Consider the following 14,902-nt stretch of genomic DNA (forward strand, 5'->3'; position numbering starts at 1 on the left):
TCACCTGTTAAGAAGTCGCCTTTTGGCTCTTTCATAACTACTTCAGACCGCATAAAGCCACCCTTTTTAAAGAAGGGTGGCTTCGTTTTCTCGTTGTGTACATAAGACCACAAGATATTGGCAAAAATGTCGCCTAAATCAAGAAATCTTGTGGTCTAATGCACATCCCTAATTGGCGTTGGCTAGTTCTTTGCCCGCAATGTATCCAAATGTCAGTGCGGGACCTAAGTTGATTCCACCGGCTGGGTAGAAACCACCCATGATGGATGCCCGGTCGTTACCTGCGGTGTAAAGGCCGTCGATTACAGTGTCGTCATCGCGTAGGACTCGTGACTTTCCATCAGCTTTGATTCCGTCAAAGGTTCCGAAGGATCCGGGCACAACCTTCACTGCGTAAAACGGTCCCTTTTCAATCGGGGCAAGTGATGGGTTGGGGCCGATCTTTGGATCTCCGCCGTATCTATTGAAAGGTGTAGAGCCTCGTCCGAATTCTGGGTCTTCTCCCCGGCGCGCGTTTTCGTTGAATTCCGTGATGGTGTTGCGCAGACCAGAGGGATCAATGCCACATTTTTGGGCTAGCTCCTCAATGGTTTTACCTTTCACCAGGTATCCAGAGCGCAGGTACGGGGTAAGTGGCACTGGTAGTGGCTTGGCCATTCCTAGTGGATATTTGCGCACGTAGGTGGAGTCTGCGATCTGCCAAGATGCAACCGGTTCGCCTTCTGGAGCTGCCTTAATCATGGCGTCGACGTAGTCGTAGTAGCCATTGGCTTCGTTGACAAAGCGTTTTCCTGTAGAGACGACACCGATGGAGCCTGGTTTTGCGCGGTCCATGATGTGGGGGAAGGTTCCCACTTTGCCGTTGAAGTATGGGACGAGAGATACCGGGCACCATGCGGCTGCGGATTTAAGATCGTTGACAAATCCAGCGCCGACTTCCCTGGCCATGGACAGTCCATCGCCGGTTGTTTCAGCTGGTGCAAGGCTCCAGTGTTCTTGGCCGGTGGGTGTGCGAGGGAAGAGTTCTTTGCGCAGCTCTACGTTGTTGGGGAATCCGCCGGTAGCAAGGACAACGCCTGCGCGTGCCTCGAAATCAACTAAGCCTTGTGGGGTTTGTACCTTTACGCCGGTGACGCGATCATTGTTGTAATTCAACGATACTGCAGCGTGATGAACCAGCAGATCAACACCTAATTTTTCAGCTGAGGTTGCAAGGCGCGCGGTCAAAGCTGCACCGTTAACCATCTGCATGTTGCGTTTGTGCACGACCATGTCCCACATGTGGACAATCACGCGCCTGCCAGCATGAATCCAACCTCGTGGATCAAATTGTGAGGCAGAGAGGAATTTCATCAGGTCAGGCCCTGCCATAATGCCCATGCCGAGGAAGGAGGTTTCGTAGAGTTGGTGGCGTAGTTTCGGCAGGACACTCTTGGGTACTTTGCGTCCGTTGAATGGTTTTGGCCCAACGGAGCGGTGGCCTGTGCCTGCGCCAGGTAGGTCACCGTAGATATCATTGATTTTCGCGCCGGGTGTCCATTGGAGGTCGGTGTTGTTTTCAAAGAAGTCGACCATTTCGGGAGCAGCATCCAAAAAGGCAGAGATGTTGTCTTCTTGGTAGTACTCCCCCACTACGGAACGCAGGTAGGTTTGGAATTCTTCTTTTGATTCCATCACTCCGTCTTTACGCGCGAAGCTGCTGCCAGGAGTCCAGGCCCATCCACCTGACCATGTGGTGGCACCGCCGAGTACTGAGGATTTTTCAATCACGGCAACTTTTTTGCCGTGGTAGGCAGCGCTGACTGCTGCTGATAATCCGCCAGCGCCGGAGCCGACGACGATGACATCATACTGGTGGTTCATTTAGACTGCTTCCTCAACTTTTTCTAAAAGGTCATGGGTAGTGGTGTAAAGGTGGTTGATCCAACCGGCATCACCGCGGGCGGCAAGTTCAGCGTCATTGGGAGTTTCCACGCTCAATGGCACATTCGGGTCAAGTGCGTTGACAAAGGCTAGGAGGTTTTGTTCGCCTTCACCTGGGGCTAGGCGCAACGAGCGGGATTCCGCCACCAGTCCCTCAAGATCCGCTGGACGCTTCAGCGGACTGTCACATAACTGGAGTACTGCTAGAACATCGGCAGCTTGGGCAAGTTCTTCTGGGGTCGCACCAAATCTGGCCATGTGTAAGGTATCTGCCACGACTTTTGCACCGGTTGCCCGGGCGATATCTGCTGCTTGCGGGAGGGAATGCACGCTGCGGTATGAGATTGGTTCAAGGGCTGGGGTAACGCCGAAATCGAGGGCATCTTCAACCATGTTGCCAATGGTGTCGGTAAGTCGTGCAATATCGTCGTCACCAGCTGCAATGGTGGAGGTTTTAGCACCTAGTGCTCCGGCTGCTTCTAGTGCTGGAAGCCAGTCCTTGCGGGTGGTGTCTGCATTTACTTGGAGGAATTCAGTATCGAGCACATACAGGCCAGTTTCGGCTAACGCCTGTTGGGTGGCAGCAAGCAGTGGAGAGCCTGGGGAGAGGTCATACACAGGCTCATTTTGGGTTACTGCATTAACGCGTAGCCCCACGAAGGCGAATCCCGCAGCGGCAGCTAGACGAACCAGCTGATCAGGGGATGTGGATAGTGAAGATAAAGGAGCAAGACCGATTAGAGGTGACATGAGGAACTTCCGTTAGTTCAGGGTTACAGGCAGATGGGTGGCGGCTGATTCATACACACCGAGCAGGACTTTTAATGCCTTGGTGGCATCGCGGCCGGTGATAAGGGGGTCGCGGTTTTCGTCGAGTGCATCGATGAAATCTGCGATCTGTGCTGTGTGATACGGAATCAATGCTCCGTTGATGGTGCTTAGATCAGCATTGGGGTTGAGATCGGATGGATGCGAAGGGGTGGTTTCTACGGTGTCGTTTTCACCGCGGACTATAAGCCGGCCGTCGGTTCCTTCCGGGAACTCAAGAATTGTCATCGTTGCACCTTGTGTGCCCATCACTTGAACTTGAGCACCTAAGGCTGGCTCTGCCGCTGTGGTGGCAGAAATCGTGGCCAAAGCTCCGGATTCAAAGCGCACTGTGGCAACAGCGCTGTCTTCTACTTCGATGTTGTCACCGTGTTTGAAGGAGTCGGTGTAACCAAATACCTCTACTGGTTCACCGAGCAGCCAGCACATCAAATCGATGTAGTGGATCGCTTGGGTCATCAGCACTCCGCCGCCATCAGCTTCCCAGGTTCCTCGCCACGGGGTGGCGGTGTAATAGGAATGCTTTCGGTATAGTGCGACGGTGCATTGGCCCATGATGGGGCGGCCGAGGGAGCCGTCGACAAGCTCTTTTTTCATCTTTTGGGCCGCAGGCCAGAAGCGGCGCTGGAAGAGTACGCCGAGCTGGACTCCGGCGGATTCGCAGGCATCGATCATGCGTTGTGCGGATTCAAGCTCGATGGCGATGGGTTTTTCGCACAGCACGTGGATGCCGGCTGCTGCCGCTGCAAGCACCACTGCTTCGTGGGTTGGGTGCGGGGTGCAAACTGCAACGATGTCCACGCCTGAGGCCAAGATGTCATCAACGGAATCAAAGCTTGAAGCGATGCCGTACTTTTCGGCGGTTTCTTGTGCTTTCGCAGCATCTACGTCACAGACTGCGGTGACTTCTGCGCCATCGATTGCTTGGACTGCTTCGATGTGGTTGCGGCTAATCGCTCCGCAGCCGATGATTCCGACGCTCCAGATTTTGGTCGACATTTATTTCTTTCCTAGATCTTCCAGTTTGGTGAATGCGGTTTCTTTGGTGGTCAAGATAACTGCAGCGGACAGTGCAATTGCGCCGATGACAAACGCGACGACCGCTTCCCAGCCATTCCATGCGAACAAAGCGGTGGCGATGGTTGGCGCGAAACCAACAACGATCAGACCAAGCTGGTTGCCCATAGCCATGCCGGTGTAGCGCACAGGAGCTGCAAACATTTCGGGGAAGAAGATTGTCCACACACCGTTCCAGCAGGCGTAGAACAAACCTTGGTTAACCAGGCAGAGCGCGAAAATCATAACCAGATCTGCTTCAGAAATTGCCTGGAAGTAGAAGTAGGTGGTGATTGCGCAGGCAATAGCTCCAAACAACAACACTGGTTTGCGGCCCAGGCGATCAGATACCCATGCAGCCAAAGGAATGGTACCGATAGACAGCCCCAGGGAAATGGTATTGACCATCACCATGAAGGAACGATCGATGCCAATTTCATTGGTGGCATATGCCAGCGCATAAACATTGAAGGTGGTTTGTACAACGGCGAAGAAAGTGATGAAGAAAACGCGTGCTACATCGATACCTTGGGTGCGCAGAACTTCCAAAGCTGGAGCGCCTGCTTCTTTTTCAGCCTTTTCTGTGGGTGGCTCCTCCAAGCGGGTGCGCACAAAGTAAGCAACCACAAGGACCAATGCAGACAGCAGGAATGGAACGCGCCAACCCCAGGACATGAGGTGTTCTTCCGGCAGCATCAAAAATGGAATGAATACCAAGCCTGCCAAAACGTTTCCGACAGAACAGCCTGCCATCACCGAGGAGGTGAAAAAGCCACGTTTGCCTTCAGGTGAATGCTCCATGGTCAGTGTGGATGCACCAGCAGCTTCTGCGCCTGCAGAAAAACCTTGCGCGATTCGGGCAATCAACAGCAGTACGGTTGCCCAAATGCCGATCTGGCCGTAGGTTGGCAGCAGTCCAATGGAGATGGATGCGATACCCATGATCATCAATGTGACCATGAGGGCTGTTTTGCGGCTGATCCTATCGCCAACATGCCCCATGACCAGGCCACCGATCGGGCGCGCAATGTAGGCGACACCGAAAGACGCCAAGGATCCAATAGTGGCAACTACCGGATCGCCTTGAGGGAAGAAGAGGTGGTTAAACAGCAATGCGGAGGCGGTGCCGTAAATAACAAAATCGTAGTACTCCAGCGTGGAGCCCAGCAGCGACGCCAACGCGGCTTTCTTGGGCGACTTCGGAGACTCTACAGGCGTCGATGTCTGTGCCTCTGTGATATGCGGGGCCAAAGATGTAGTTTCCATGTGCTCACCCTTTCTGTAGAACTTGCCTGAACATTCATGAACTTTCACGAATTCATGAACTCAGTCACTTTTGATGTTCTTTAGATTAGGGGTCACATTTATACGTCCAAGTTTTTCCCATTCAATGGGAAAGGGCGGGTGTAGGGGTTACCTGCCCACAACCTCAAAGTTCGAAATGCGAACTTAATAAATAGCGTCCTTTTGTAGTCTTAAGCTGAGCTTTTGGCATGCATCGAGCACCGTTGCGGTCACATGTTTTACATCAATCTCGCCTGTCCTGGCCACTACCCCCATCGCGGCCCTAACAACACCCTTGCGATCAACCACTGGTGCAGCCACCGCAGTATTTTCCGGCACCAAACCACCAACAAAAACGATATGACCCTTAGCCCGAATTTCTGGAAGCATCGCAGCCACTGCAGCCCCATCCGTGATTTCACCGGTGATGGAATCCTTAAACGGCGTACTGGTTACCGCCTTGATTGTCTGCGGCGACGCAAAAGCCAACATCACCAGCCCCGATGACGTGGTATGCACATCCAAACGGCTTGCATGCCTGCCCAAAATCCGAATATAGCTATCGGGTGCATCAAAACGCTCGACATACAAAATCGTGCGATCAGAAAAATCAGGCACCTACAAACTCACATATTGCCCCAGCTCATCGTGAACATCCCCCAAAATTGACTGAGCCTGCAAACGCAAACGCTCCAAAGGATTCGCCCGCACAAACGTCTCCCACGCATGCGTGCTGATCCCGTATTTTCCATCGGCAAAACGTTCCAACAACTTCACCGACGTTAACTCCACCACCAATCGGTGCGCCGTGGAACTGGGTAAGTCGCTGCGCCGCGCGATGTCCGAGGCCCCCAACCTCGCATTTTCCGCGTCAAAGCATTGCAACACCCGCATCGCGCGCTGCAACACGGTCTCCCCCGATGAAGAATTAGCCATGCCCAAAGTATAGGGTGGCGTCGAAAAGCATTTTGCTTGTCGACGCCCCCTCCGGCTTAACCGTTAAGCAACCGGTCTACCCAGTTGTTACGCGCTGCAAGCGCCATTTGAGAGACCGAAGCATGAGGGACTAATCCTTCAAACCCGTGGAAACCACCTTGCCAAACATGGAGCTCTGCAACTCCGCCGGCTTCCCAAATTCGGTTTGCATATGCAATATCCTCATCGCGGAATACTTCGGCGCTGCCTGTGTCAATGAATGCTGGTGGCAATCCTGAAAGATCTGTGGCGCGCGCAGGTGCAGCATATATGGAGACATCGTCGGTGCCACGTCGATCGCCAAGCAAACTGTTCCATCCCAACAGATTTGATCCGCGATCCCAGACTCCAATTCCATCGATTTGCTGAGTTGAAATGGTGGCGTCACGGTCATCAAGCATTGGACACATGAGAACCTGTCCAAACAACTTTGGCCCTTTCCGATCGCGAGCCAAAAGCGCTGTACCTGCTGCAAGCCCACCGCCCGCACTGGCACCCGCAATAATGATTCTCTCTGGATCAATGCCCAAATCTGTCGCATTTTCAGCAGTCCATGCAAGTGCTGCGTAGCAATCTTCCACTGGATATGGATCAGGGAATTCTGGTGCCAGGCGGTATTCGACAGTCACAACGATGGCCTTGTGCGCATCAATCCATGGGCTGATCTGTTTTAGTCCAACAAATCTGTCGCCCAAGATCATTCCGCCTCCGTGGGTATGAAACACTGCTGGACGTGTGCCTTCAACACCTCGGGGTGTGAAAATGGTGACCGCGATGTCATCTCCGTTGTATCCGGTGACGGTTTCATCGCGTTGCTCAAGATCATGTTTTGCAATGAACTCTTCAATGAAATTTTCTGCCATTCCAGGAACCCCTTTGCGAAACTCTGGCAACATTTCGGCAGTCATTGTAGGTGGTACTCCGACCGTTGAAAGCACAGCTTCAAGCTCCGGATCAAATGGTGGTGCAGTGATTGGGTTTGGCATGATGTACTCCTTCAAGCACGTAAGTGAATGTAATGTATCTAGGATCACTTATTTGCTAAAGAATGACCACCGCCACACCATCGCAGATTTAATGCACCTACCCGCCATTTGGCGGTATCCACCAATTAGCTCTGCAAGCGGGCAAGCAAATCTGCAAGGAGAAAACGGGAACTACCAGCACCGCTGCGTGGGTCATAACCTAATTGTTGGGTCAACGCTGCATGTTGTGCCTGCACAGTCGAATGGTGCAAGCCTACTTCTGTAGCAGCCGCCCGCATGCTTGCCCCATTACTGAGCGCCCGCAGTACTCTCCTGGTACGGGCATCTAGTTTTAAGACAGCCAACACATCAGGATGCTCCGCATGAGAGTGTTCCAGCGCTTGGACTGCCAATCCAAGTAATCCCAGCTCAGTGGCATCAATGCGGGGGTTTTCGACATCGGTGAGTCGGTAAGCAAGCACTGCCAAATCAAAAGATGATGGAAGTTCACTTGGTGCCACAACTGTTCCCACACCTGCAGGAAACTCCGTTGGTTCCTCCACAGCAGAAACAATACTGACACGCACGGGCCCACAGCCTGCGATCACGATGCCATTCCGGCCGGATGTTCGTTCCTTAGAAACATTTTGAATGAGCACTTTGACCCGAGAAGATTCTGTAAGGCCAAGCCGTGAAACGGCCGATTTTCGTTCCGCTGCCGAATGAGCATTATCCACAGCAATTTCCACCGCCGACTGACCACCATCAGCCCGACGCTCAACCAACCCCACCGCCAGCGCAAGTCGCTCGATCACCATCGAGTCAATTGAATGCGCCGCGCCGTCTCGCTCGAGCCAAACAGAACCAGAGTCCGTGGCTTTTTCCACCACAGGAACCAATTCCGACTGTTTATCCGCGACCGCCCCCGAGGCTTCAAATCGCAATCGATAACGAGCACTCTGCGCGCCCGCAACAGTGCCTGCCAGTGCTGCAGCAGCCCGAACAAGACCGTGCACACCTACGCCATGCTGCATCAACGCGTCAAAATACTCAATCACCCGCACAGACTCCGACGCAGCTGAATCAAGATCGATCAGCTTTCCGACCAACTCCTGCATCGCAGTGCTCGTTTCTTTTACTATGGCGGGTGGAACTGGACGTCGAAAAGCGTTTTGCTTGTCGACGCACCCTCCGGTCTAACCCTTAACGCGGCGCTGGCGCGCGAACTCCGACAGCACCACACCAGCTGCAACCGAAGCATTCAGCGATTCCACCCAGCTTTCGGTCGGAATCGACATGATGGTATCGCAGTTTTCGCGGACCAAACGGGAAATTCCCTTGCCCTCAGAACCCACCACGACCACGACGTTGTCGGTGCCGTCGTAAGTATCCAGCGTGTGATCGCCACCAGCATCCAGGCCAACAACCTGGTAACCATTTTGCTGGAATTCCTTCACAACGCGAGTCATGTTGGTTTCCTTTGCCACTGGCACGCGTGCTGCAGTACCAGCAGATGTACGCCATGCCACAGCCGTCACGGAAGCCGAACGACGCTCCGGAATAATCACACCGTTGCCACCAAAAGCAGCAACAGAACGAATCACGGCACCCAGGTTACGAGGGTCAGTGATGTTATCTAAAATCACAAACATGCCGGGCTTCTTAGAAGCTGCAGCATTGGCGATTAGATCATGCACATCCGCATACTCAAACGGAGGAATGGCCAAACCAATGCCCTGGTGCATGCCGTTGCCAGTCATGCGATCCAGCTCAAGCTTGTTTACTTCCAGCACTGGGATGTTGCGGCCAGCTGCAGTGTGCACGGCTTCGCTAAGACGCTCATCATTAGCTGCACCTTGTGCCACATACAACGCCGTTGCTGGAACGCGTGCATGCAGGCACTCCAGAACTGGGTTACGACCCACGACCAACTCCGGTGTCTCACGCTGGTGACGACCACGATCCCTGCGCTCACGCTCTAATTTGCGCTTGTGCGCTGCGTGATACGTGCGATCCTCAGCCTTTGGGGTTGGCCCTTTACCTTTCAGGCCGCGACGAATCTGTCCACCACTGCCCTTGGTTGCACCCTTTTTATTAGTCTTACGTAAGCCGCCACGACGGCTATCATTTCCTGCCATGTTTAAATTGTCTCCTTAAAAATTTTTGTTTATTTACTGCCAGTTACTGCAACTACTGCAGTTTCCATGTGGCGCCATCTGCGGTATCAACAACCTCAATACCTGCACCTGCCAGACGATCTCGAACCTCATCTGCAACCGCCCAATTTTTCTCCGCACGAGCAGTTGCACGACGCTCAAGCTCTGCAGAAATCAGCACATCAAGAGCCTTTTCCGCCTTGCCATCAGCCTCTGAATCTGATCCCCATTCCACAGGATCAAAGCCCAACACACCAGTCATTGCACGAACCGAAGAAGCAAGCTTTTGCGCTGCTTCACGATCATTTTTGTCCAACGCAGCATTGCCTTCACGAACTGCATTATGAATCTCAGCTAAAGCTTTTGGAACCGCGATATCTTCATCCATCGCAGCTTCAAAACCTGGCGTCCACTCACCGACCTCAACATCACCAACGCGCTCCAAGAAAGCTTCGATGCGACGATAACCCACCGCAGCTTCACTTAACGCAGTTTCGGAATACTCCAAAACTGAACGGTAATGAGCAGATCCAAGGTAATAACGCAGCTCCACAGGACGAACCTGCTTCAACATTTCCGGCACCGACAAAACATTGCCCAAAGACTTGGACATTTTTTCTCCGGCCATTGTTACCCAGTGATTGTGCATCCAGTAGTTGGCAAATTTATCGCCAGCCGCATGTGCCTGGGCAATTTCATTTTCGTGATGCGGAAATTGCAGATCCAAACCACCGCAGTGAATATCAAATTGCTCACCCAAATAGTAGGTGGCCATGGCAGAGCATTCCAAATGCCACCCTGGACGCCCCTCTCCCCATGGAGTCGGCCACGATGGCTCCCCTGGTTTGGCTGCCTTCCACAGTGCGAAATCCTGTGGTCCCCGTTTGCCAAAGTTATCGGTTTCGCCTTGTTCCATATCCTCAACTCGGTTGCCAGACAAAGAACCGTAATCTGATCCTTCTGCCTTTGACCAAGCTGCAACATCGAAATACACAGAGCCATCAACAGCGTAGGCAAATCCATTATCAATCAGGCGCTGCATGTACTCAACCATTTGAGTGACATGACCTGTAGCTCGTGGCTCCACCGATGGAGGAAGCACACCAAGGGTGTTATAAGTCCAGGTGAATTCACGTTCGTAGGTGGACACCCACTCCCACCACGGGCGATTGTTCTCAGAGGCCTTGGTTAGAATCTTGTCATCAATATCAGTGACATTTCGAACAAAAGCCACATCGAGCCCCTTAGCCATGAGCCAGCGGCGCAAAATATCAAACGCTACCGCTGAACGCACATGACCGATGTGGGGTAAAGCTTGCGGAGTGGCACCACACAGGTACACCGAGGCATGACCTGGTTTAACAGGCTGGAATTCTCGAAGCGTACGGGTACCGGTGTCAAAGATGCGTAGAGTCACGTGTCCTAGTCTAACCTGTGTGCGAGCACTCCAGAACCTAACTTAAAGCAGTAGCGTTAACCTCTGCTTTGTTTGCCACATTGAGCAGGTTTGATCCAGCCTCAATTTCACCCAAACCATAAGGATTTACAGCTCCAGTTTTCTTGTAATTAGAGACAACAATCGGGGTGGTTACTTCATAGCCCGCAGACTTGATGGCATCAATATCAAACTCGCACAAAAGTTCTCCTGCTTGGACTTCATCGCCTTGCTTTTTCAGTGGCTTAAAGTGCGTGCCATTGAGGTTTACGGTGTCAAAGCCAATGTGCATCAAGATATCCACATTGGAGCCATCTTCTGCTTTGGTGCGAACCGCAAAGGCGTGCCCAGATGGGAAGGCCACCACAACTTTTCCGCTCACTGGAGAAACCAGCTGGCCTTTGGTTGGAACAATGGCAACACCGGAGCCAAGCTTTCCGCTGGCAAACATCGCATCGCTGACACTGCTGAGTGCGATTACTTCACCAGTTAAAGGAGCTTGAATGATGGTGGAGTTGCTTTCAAATTCTTGTGATTCTTCGGCCTGTACTACTTGTGCTGAGGTTGCATTCGGAGTTGCATCTGGAGCTGCATCTGGATCAATGCTTCCATTGCGTCGCACCAAATACAGGCCATAAGCAATCGCTGCACCGAAAGCGATAATAAAGGTAGCAACCGCACAAACTAAGAACATCACCATATCGGGAGCATCAATAGAAACAACACCTAAGAAACCTGCTGCTCCCAGCGCCACTGCCTTGATATTAAACAGTGCAATCAGTGCTCCACCGATAGCTGCGGTACCGATACCGATAAAGAAAGGCCAACGCAGGCGAAGGTTCACACCGAAGATGGCAGGTTCTGTAATTCCTAGAACTGCAGATACACCTGAGGCACCAGCTAGACCTTTAAGCTTCTCGCTCTTAGCCAGGAAGAACACCGCCAAACACGCTGCACCTTGGGCAGTATTAGCCATGGATGCTGTAGCAAAAATGAAGGATCCACCCTGGTTAAACAGTTCTAGCTCAATTGGAGGGAACGACTGGTGCAAACCAGTAATCACGATCGGTGAGTACACCAGACCAAAGAGCAAACCGCCTACCGGACCACCGAACTCATAGAGCCCCTGGAGACCGTGTGCCAACAAATCACCGGCAGAGCGCATCACTGGACCAATCGCAATGAAGGTCAAGAAGCCAGTGAGCAGCAGGGTAAGGACTGGGGTAATCAGGAAGTCCGCGGTGCCCTTGAGGCGTTTGTGCAAGAACTTCTCGATCGTTGCCAAAATCCAAGAAACAACCAAAACCGGAAGTACGGTGCCCTGATAACCAGCTTGGGCAACATCCAAACCAAACAGATTCCACACTGGCATTTCACCCGCAGCCACGGTTGCGGCCACATCGTAGCCATTGACCAGAGTTGGAAATACCATCGCCATGCCAATGCCGGCACCTAGGAACTCATTTCCACCAAAACGTTTAGTTGCTGTAAATCCAACCAATACTGGGAGGAAGGCAAACGGTGCTGATGCCATCAAGTTGATCATCTCAGCAATCCCGCTGATTTGTGGGAACATCTCAACGAGCGATTGCGGGCCAAAGAGATCTTGGGCGACAAGCACGTTGTTGATTGCCATGAGCAGACCGCCACCAACCAAGATTGGGATTAGTGGCACGAAGATGTCTGCCAAGACTTTTACGGCCCGACTAAACCAGTTGGCGTTGTTGGCAACCACATCTTTGAGCTGCTCGGTGGAGACGGCAATGTCTTTGGATGTGGCTTGATCCAGTTCTTTGAATACATGGTCCACATCGCCAGGACCGACGATGATTTGAAACATGCCACCGGTTTCAAACGTTCCTTTGAGGTCTGGATCATCATCGAGTCCTTGGCGGTCCACGCCCTTGGAATCTTTGAGAACGAGACGCAAACGAGTGGCACAGTGCGCGGCGGCCACGATATTGTCTTCGCCGCCGACATCGCGGAGAATCCGCTGTGCGAGAGCCTTGTGATCCATTGATTTCTCCTCAACCGGAAAGAAACAGACATAAATGTTTGTTCAAAAACTAAACAACATTAAACCTGTTTATTTGTGTCCGATCAAGGGTTTTGATCAAAAATTTGTACAATTCACCACAAATAGCCCTATTTTATGACTTAACTCTCAAAAGTGTCACCATTGAACACTCTAAAAGCGAAAGAAACCTGCCCATTACCTGCAGTTATTTCAATTGCTGTGTTGTCATCGGCAATCACCAATTCACCGGGATCAACATATGCCACACGCTTATCGCCGTTCCTGTCCACAGACAACCGGGCACCATCCCACTCCAAAGACACATGATCCCTAATGTTGATTCGGACAGGTTCAGAACCTAAAACAGATCTAGTTATGCCCTCCTCTCCCTCCGGGAGCAACAATTCTTGGTAGATCGCATGGTTACGCAAATAAAGCTTGCGTGGCACAGTCAAACAGTGCACCCAGCCTTCCCGATCAACCGTGGGGTGATCATCTTGAGCAGGTAATCCCATCCAGCCCACAAGCCAGGCATCGGAACCAGAAACCGCAACTTGCGGTGCATAGAATTCATGGCCGAAATCTAGCTCGCTGAATCCGCGAAGAACATGGAAGGTAGTTCCATCGAGCTTGCCGACGACATACCCACACTGATCAGAACTTGCATAGTGGGTAACGTCTTGGTCCAAGCGGTCCAAACCTTGCGGACAAAAAATCAACACATCAAGCTCTTCGCCGGTTTCTTCATCACGCAGTGTAAAGAGGTTGGGACATTCCCACATGTAGCCACCGGGAATAAGGTCTGGGGCGGAACCAGGCTCTGCTTCACTGAGATCAAAAGTAATCTCTCCGGTAAATTCCCAATTCTCCAGATCAGCAGAATGGTACAACACCGCAGCTCCAGTGAGGTTTTCACGTTGTGCCCCAAGCACCATCTTCCAACCATCACCATCAGCGCTGATCATCGGATCGCGGAAGTGTGGCGTGAAACCGTCGGCGGGTCCGTCGATAAGCGGATTTTTTGGAGAACGGCGATGAATGCCACCCATCAGCCCTGTGGGATCCTCGACATCAACAAGGTTTTGGGTGGCGCGGCGTTTGCCGTCGACTTTGAGGTTTCCGGTGTAAAACAGCTTGAGTACACCACCGGAAAACACAGCTCCGCCGGAGTAGCACCCATCCAAATCATAAGGGGCATCCGGGTAGAGCGCGTCAGGTAAATGCTTCCACTGCAGGCGATTAGGCCCAGTCAGTGACGTGACAGTATGCGCCCAGCCCGTGCGTTTTGGTGCAAAAGGGAAACCTGGATCGTGCTGGTAGTAGACATGGAGAGTATCGCCATCGACATACATTCCATTGGGATCATTAAGTCTTCCCTGCGGAGGAGTCACATGAAATGCTGGGCGCAAACTGGAAAGTTCTGTGTGCATAGCCCCACACAGTACTTTCCTTTTTGTTTCTAGCGCAGCTTTAATTGCTCCATGAGTCGGTAATAATCGGCATTTTCCAGCTTGGAAGCTGCTGCTTCATCAACAATGATGGTCGCGTTATTGTGCATCTGCAGGATAGAACCTGGGCAGGAAGAGGTTACTGGACCTTCAACGGTGCCACGAATCGCTTCCGCTTTTCCTTCACCGGTTGCCACCAGCACGATGTTTTGCGCACGTGAAACCGTACCCAAACCTTGCGTCAGCGCATGAGTTGGAACCTCATCGATGGTGTTGAAGAAACGAGCATTATCTTCCACAGTCTTTGGGTGCAGTGCCTGCACTTTGGTTAGTCCGGTCAAAGATGATGTTGGTTCGTTGAAAGCGATGTGTCCGTTTCCGCCGATACCCAGAAGCTGGACAGCTACGGATTCTGCCGCAAGCAAAGCTTCATATTCTGCGGCTGCTGCATGAGGATCTGGGTTTGCACCATCTGGGCTGAAGACACGTTCATCAACGATGTCGATGTGATCGGTGAATTCTTTGCGAATGGTCTTGAAATAGCTGTTGTCATCGTCGCGAGTAAGTCCCACATATTCATCGAGCAAAAATGCCTTGCACTCTTTGAATGACACTTCACCGGCTTCATACATGCGGATGAGTTCTTTGTAGGTGCTGAGTGGAGAAGAACCAGTCGCAAGACCTAAGGTTCCACCATTGTTAGCAAAGGGAGCAATCAGCTTAGCTGCTTCCTTTCCAACCTCTTGAGCATCTTTGCGGATGATAATGTCCATGGCAGGACTCCTTTATGAAAATTAAGAATGTTTTACCTTTAA

The 14,902-nt window shown here is 52.0% G+C and carries 13 protein-coding genes; all 13 read right to left on the reverse strand.

Features of this window, described 5'->3' with window-relative positions:
* Nucleotides 1-168: 168 nt before the first annotated feature.
* Complete coding sequence (locus tag N24_RS13810; RefSeq protein WP_096458284.1) at nt 169-1,863, reverse strand: FAD-dependent oxidoreductase; 1,695 nt, start codon at nt 1,861-1,863, stop codon at nt 169-171.
* On the reverse strand, nt 1,864-2,673 hold the full coding sequence (locus N24_RS13815) for a sugar phosphate isomerase/epimerase family protein (RefSeq protein WP_096458287.1): 810 nt from the start codon (nt 2,671-2,673) through the stop codon (nt 1,864-1,866).
* A 12-nt stretch (nt 2,674-2,685) separates the two neighbouring features.
* The gene (locus tag N24_RS13820) at nt 2,686-3,750 is read right to left on the reverse strand and encodes a Gfo/Idh/MocA family protein (protein WP_096458290.1); all 1,065 of its coding nucleotides are present in this window, start codon (nt 3,748-3,750) and stop codon (nt 2,686-2,688) included.
* A complete protein-coding gene (locus N24_RS13825; protein WP_096458293.1) occupies nt 3,751-5,073 on the reverse strand; it encodes an MFS transporter in 1,323 nt (440 codons plus the stop codon).
* Nucleotides 5,074-5,256: 183 nt separating this feature from the next.
* Nucleotides 5,257-5,709 (reverse strand): IclR family transcriptional regulator domain-containing protein, encoded by a 453-nt coding sequence (locus N24_RS16645; protein WP_231911024.1) that lies wholly within the window; start codon nt 5,707-5,709, stop codon nt 5,257-5,259.
* Complete coding sequence (locus N24_RS16650) at nt 5,710-6,027, reverse strand: helix-turn-helix domain-containing protein (protein WP_231911025.1); 318 nt, start codon at nt 6,025-6,027, stop codon at nt 5,710-5,712.
* Nucleotides 6,028-6,083: 56 nt separating this feature from the next.
* A complete protein-coding gene (locus N24_RS13835; protein ID WP_096458295.1) occupies nt 6,084-7,052 on the reverse strand; it encodes an alpha/beta hydrolase in 969 nt (322 codons plus the stop codon).
* Nucleotides 7,053-7,177: 125 nt separating this feature from the next.
* Complete coding sequence (locus N24_RS13840; protein ID WP_096458298.1) at nt 7,178-8,149, reverse strand: hypothetical protein; 972 nt, start codon at nt 8,147-8,149, stop codon at nt 7,178-7,180.
* Nucleotides 8,150-8,227: 78 nt separating this feature from the next.
* Nucleotides 8,228-9,169, reverse strand: coding sequence for a 23S rRNA (guanosine(2251)-2'-O)-methyltransferase RlmB (gene rlmB / locus N24_RS13845; RefSeq protein WP_096458301.1), 942 nt, complete (start codon nt 9,167-9,169; stop codon nt 8,228-8,230).
* Between the two features lie 52 nt (nt 9,170-9,221).
* A complete protein-coding gene (cysS, locus tag N24_RS13850) occupies nt 9,222-10,604 on the reverse strand; it encodes a cysteine--tRNA ligase (RefSeq protein ID WP_096458304.1) in 1,383 nt (460 codons plus the stop codon).
* A gap of 37 nt (nt 10,605-10,641) precedes the next feature.
* A complete protein-coding gene (locus N24_RS13855; protein WP_096458307.1) occupies nt 10,642-12,639 on the reverse strand; it encodes a sucrose-specific PTS transporter subunit IIBC in 1,998 nt (665 codons plus the stop codon).
* 140 nt (nt 12,640-12,779) lie between these two features.
* Complete coding sequence (gene scrB, locus N24_RS13860) at nt 12,780-14,081, reverse strand: sucrose-6-phosphate hydrolase (protein ID WP_096458310.1); 1,302 nt, start codon at nt 14,079-14,081, stop codon at nt 12,780-12,782.
* Nucleotides 14,082-14,098: 17 nt separating this feature from the next.
* Nucleotides 14,099-14,860, reverse strand: a complete 762-nt coding sequence (nagB, locus tag N24_RS13865) for a glucosamine-6-phosphate deaminase (protein WP_096458314.1) — start codon at nt 14,858-14,860, stop codon at nt 14,099-14,101.
* Between the last annotated feature and the right edge of the window lie 42 nt (nt 14,861-14,902).

The sequence above is a fragment of the Corynebacterium suranareeae genome (genome assembly GCF_002355155.1).
GTDB classification, from domain to species: domain Bacteria; phylum Actinomycetota; class Actinomycetes; order Mycobacteriales; family Mycobacteriaceae; genus Corynebacterium; species Corynebacterium suranareeae.

Excerpts from the sequence above, each read along its gene's own strand:
- N24_RS13855 (WP_096458307.1), bottom strand. The coding sequence starts at position 12,639 with ATGGATCACAAGGCTCTCGCACAGCGGATTCTCCGCGATGTCGGCGGC.
- N24_RS13810 (WP_096458284.1), bottom strand. The coding sequence starts at position 1,863 with ATGAACCACCAGTATGATGTCATCGTCGTCGGCTCCGGCGCTGGCGGA.
- nagB (WP_096458314.1), bottom strand. The coding sequence starts at position 14,860 with ATGGACATTATCATCCGCAAAGATGCTCAAGAGGTTGGAAAGGAAGCA.
- rlmB (WP_096458301.1), bottom strand. The coding sequence starts at position 9,169 with ATGGCAGGAAATGATAGCCGTCGTGGCGGCTTACGTAAGACTAATAAA.
- N24_RS13825 (WP_096458293.1), bottom strand. The coding sequence starts at position 5,073 with ATGGAAACTACATCTTTGGCCCCGCATATCACAGAGGCACAGACATCG.
- N24_RS13840 (WP_096458298.1), bottom strand. The coding sequence starts at position 8,149 with ATGCAGGAGTTGGTCGGAAAGCTGATCGATCTTGATTCAGCTGCGTCG.
- N24_RS13815 (WP_096458287.1), bottom strand. The coding sequence starts at position 2,673 with ATGTCACCTCTAATCGGTCTTGCTCCTTTATCTTCACTATCCACATCC.
- N24_RS13820 (WP_096458290.1), bottom strand. The coding sequence starts at position 3,750 with ATGTCGACCAAAATCTGGAGCGTCGGAATCATCGGCTGCGGAGCGATT.
- N24_RS13835 (WP_096458295.1), bottom strand. The coding sequence starts at position 7,052 with ATGCCAAACCCAATCACTGCACCACCATTTGATCCGGAGCTTGAAGCT.
- N24_RS16650 (WP_231911025.1), bottom strand. The coding sequence starts at position 6,027 with ATGGCTAATTCTTCATCGGGGGAGACCGTGTTGCAGCGCGCGATGCGG.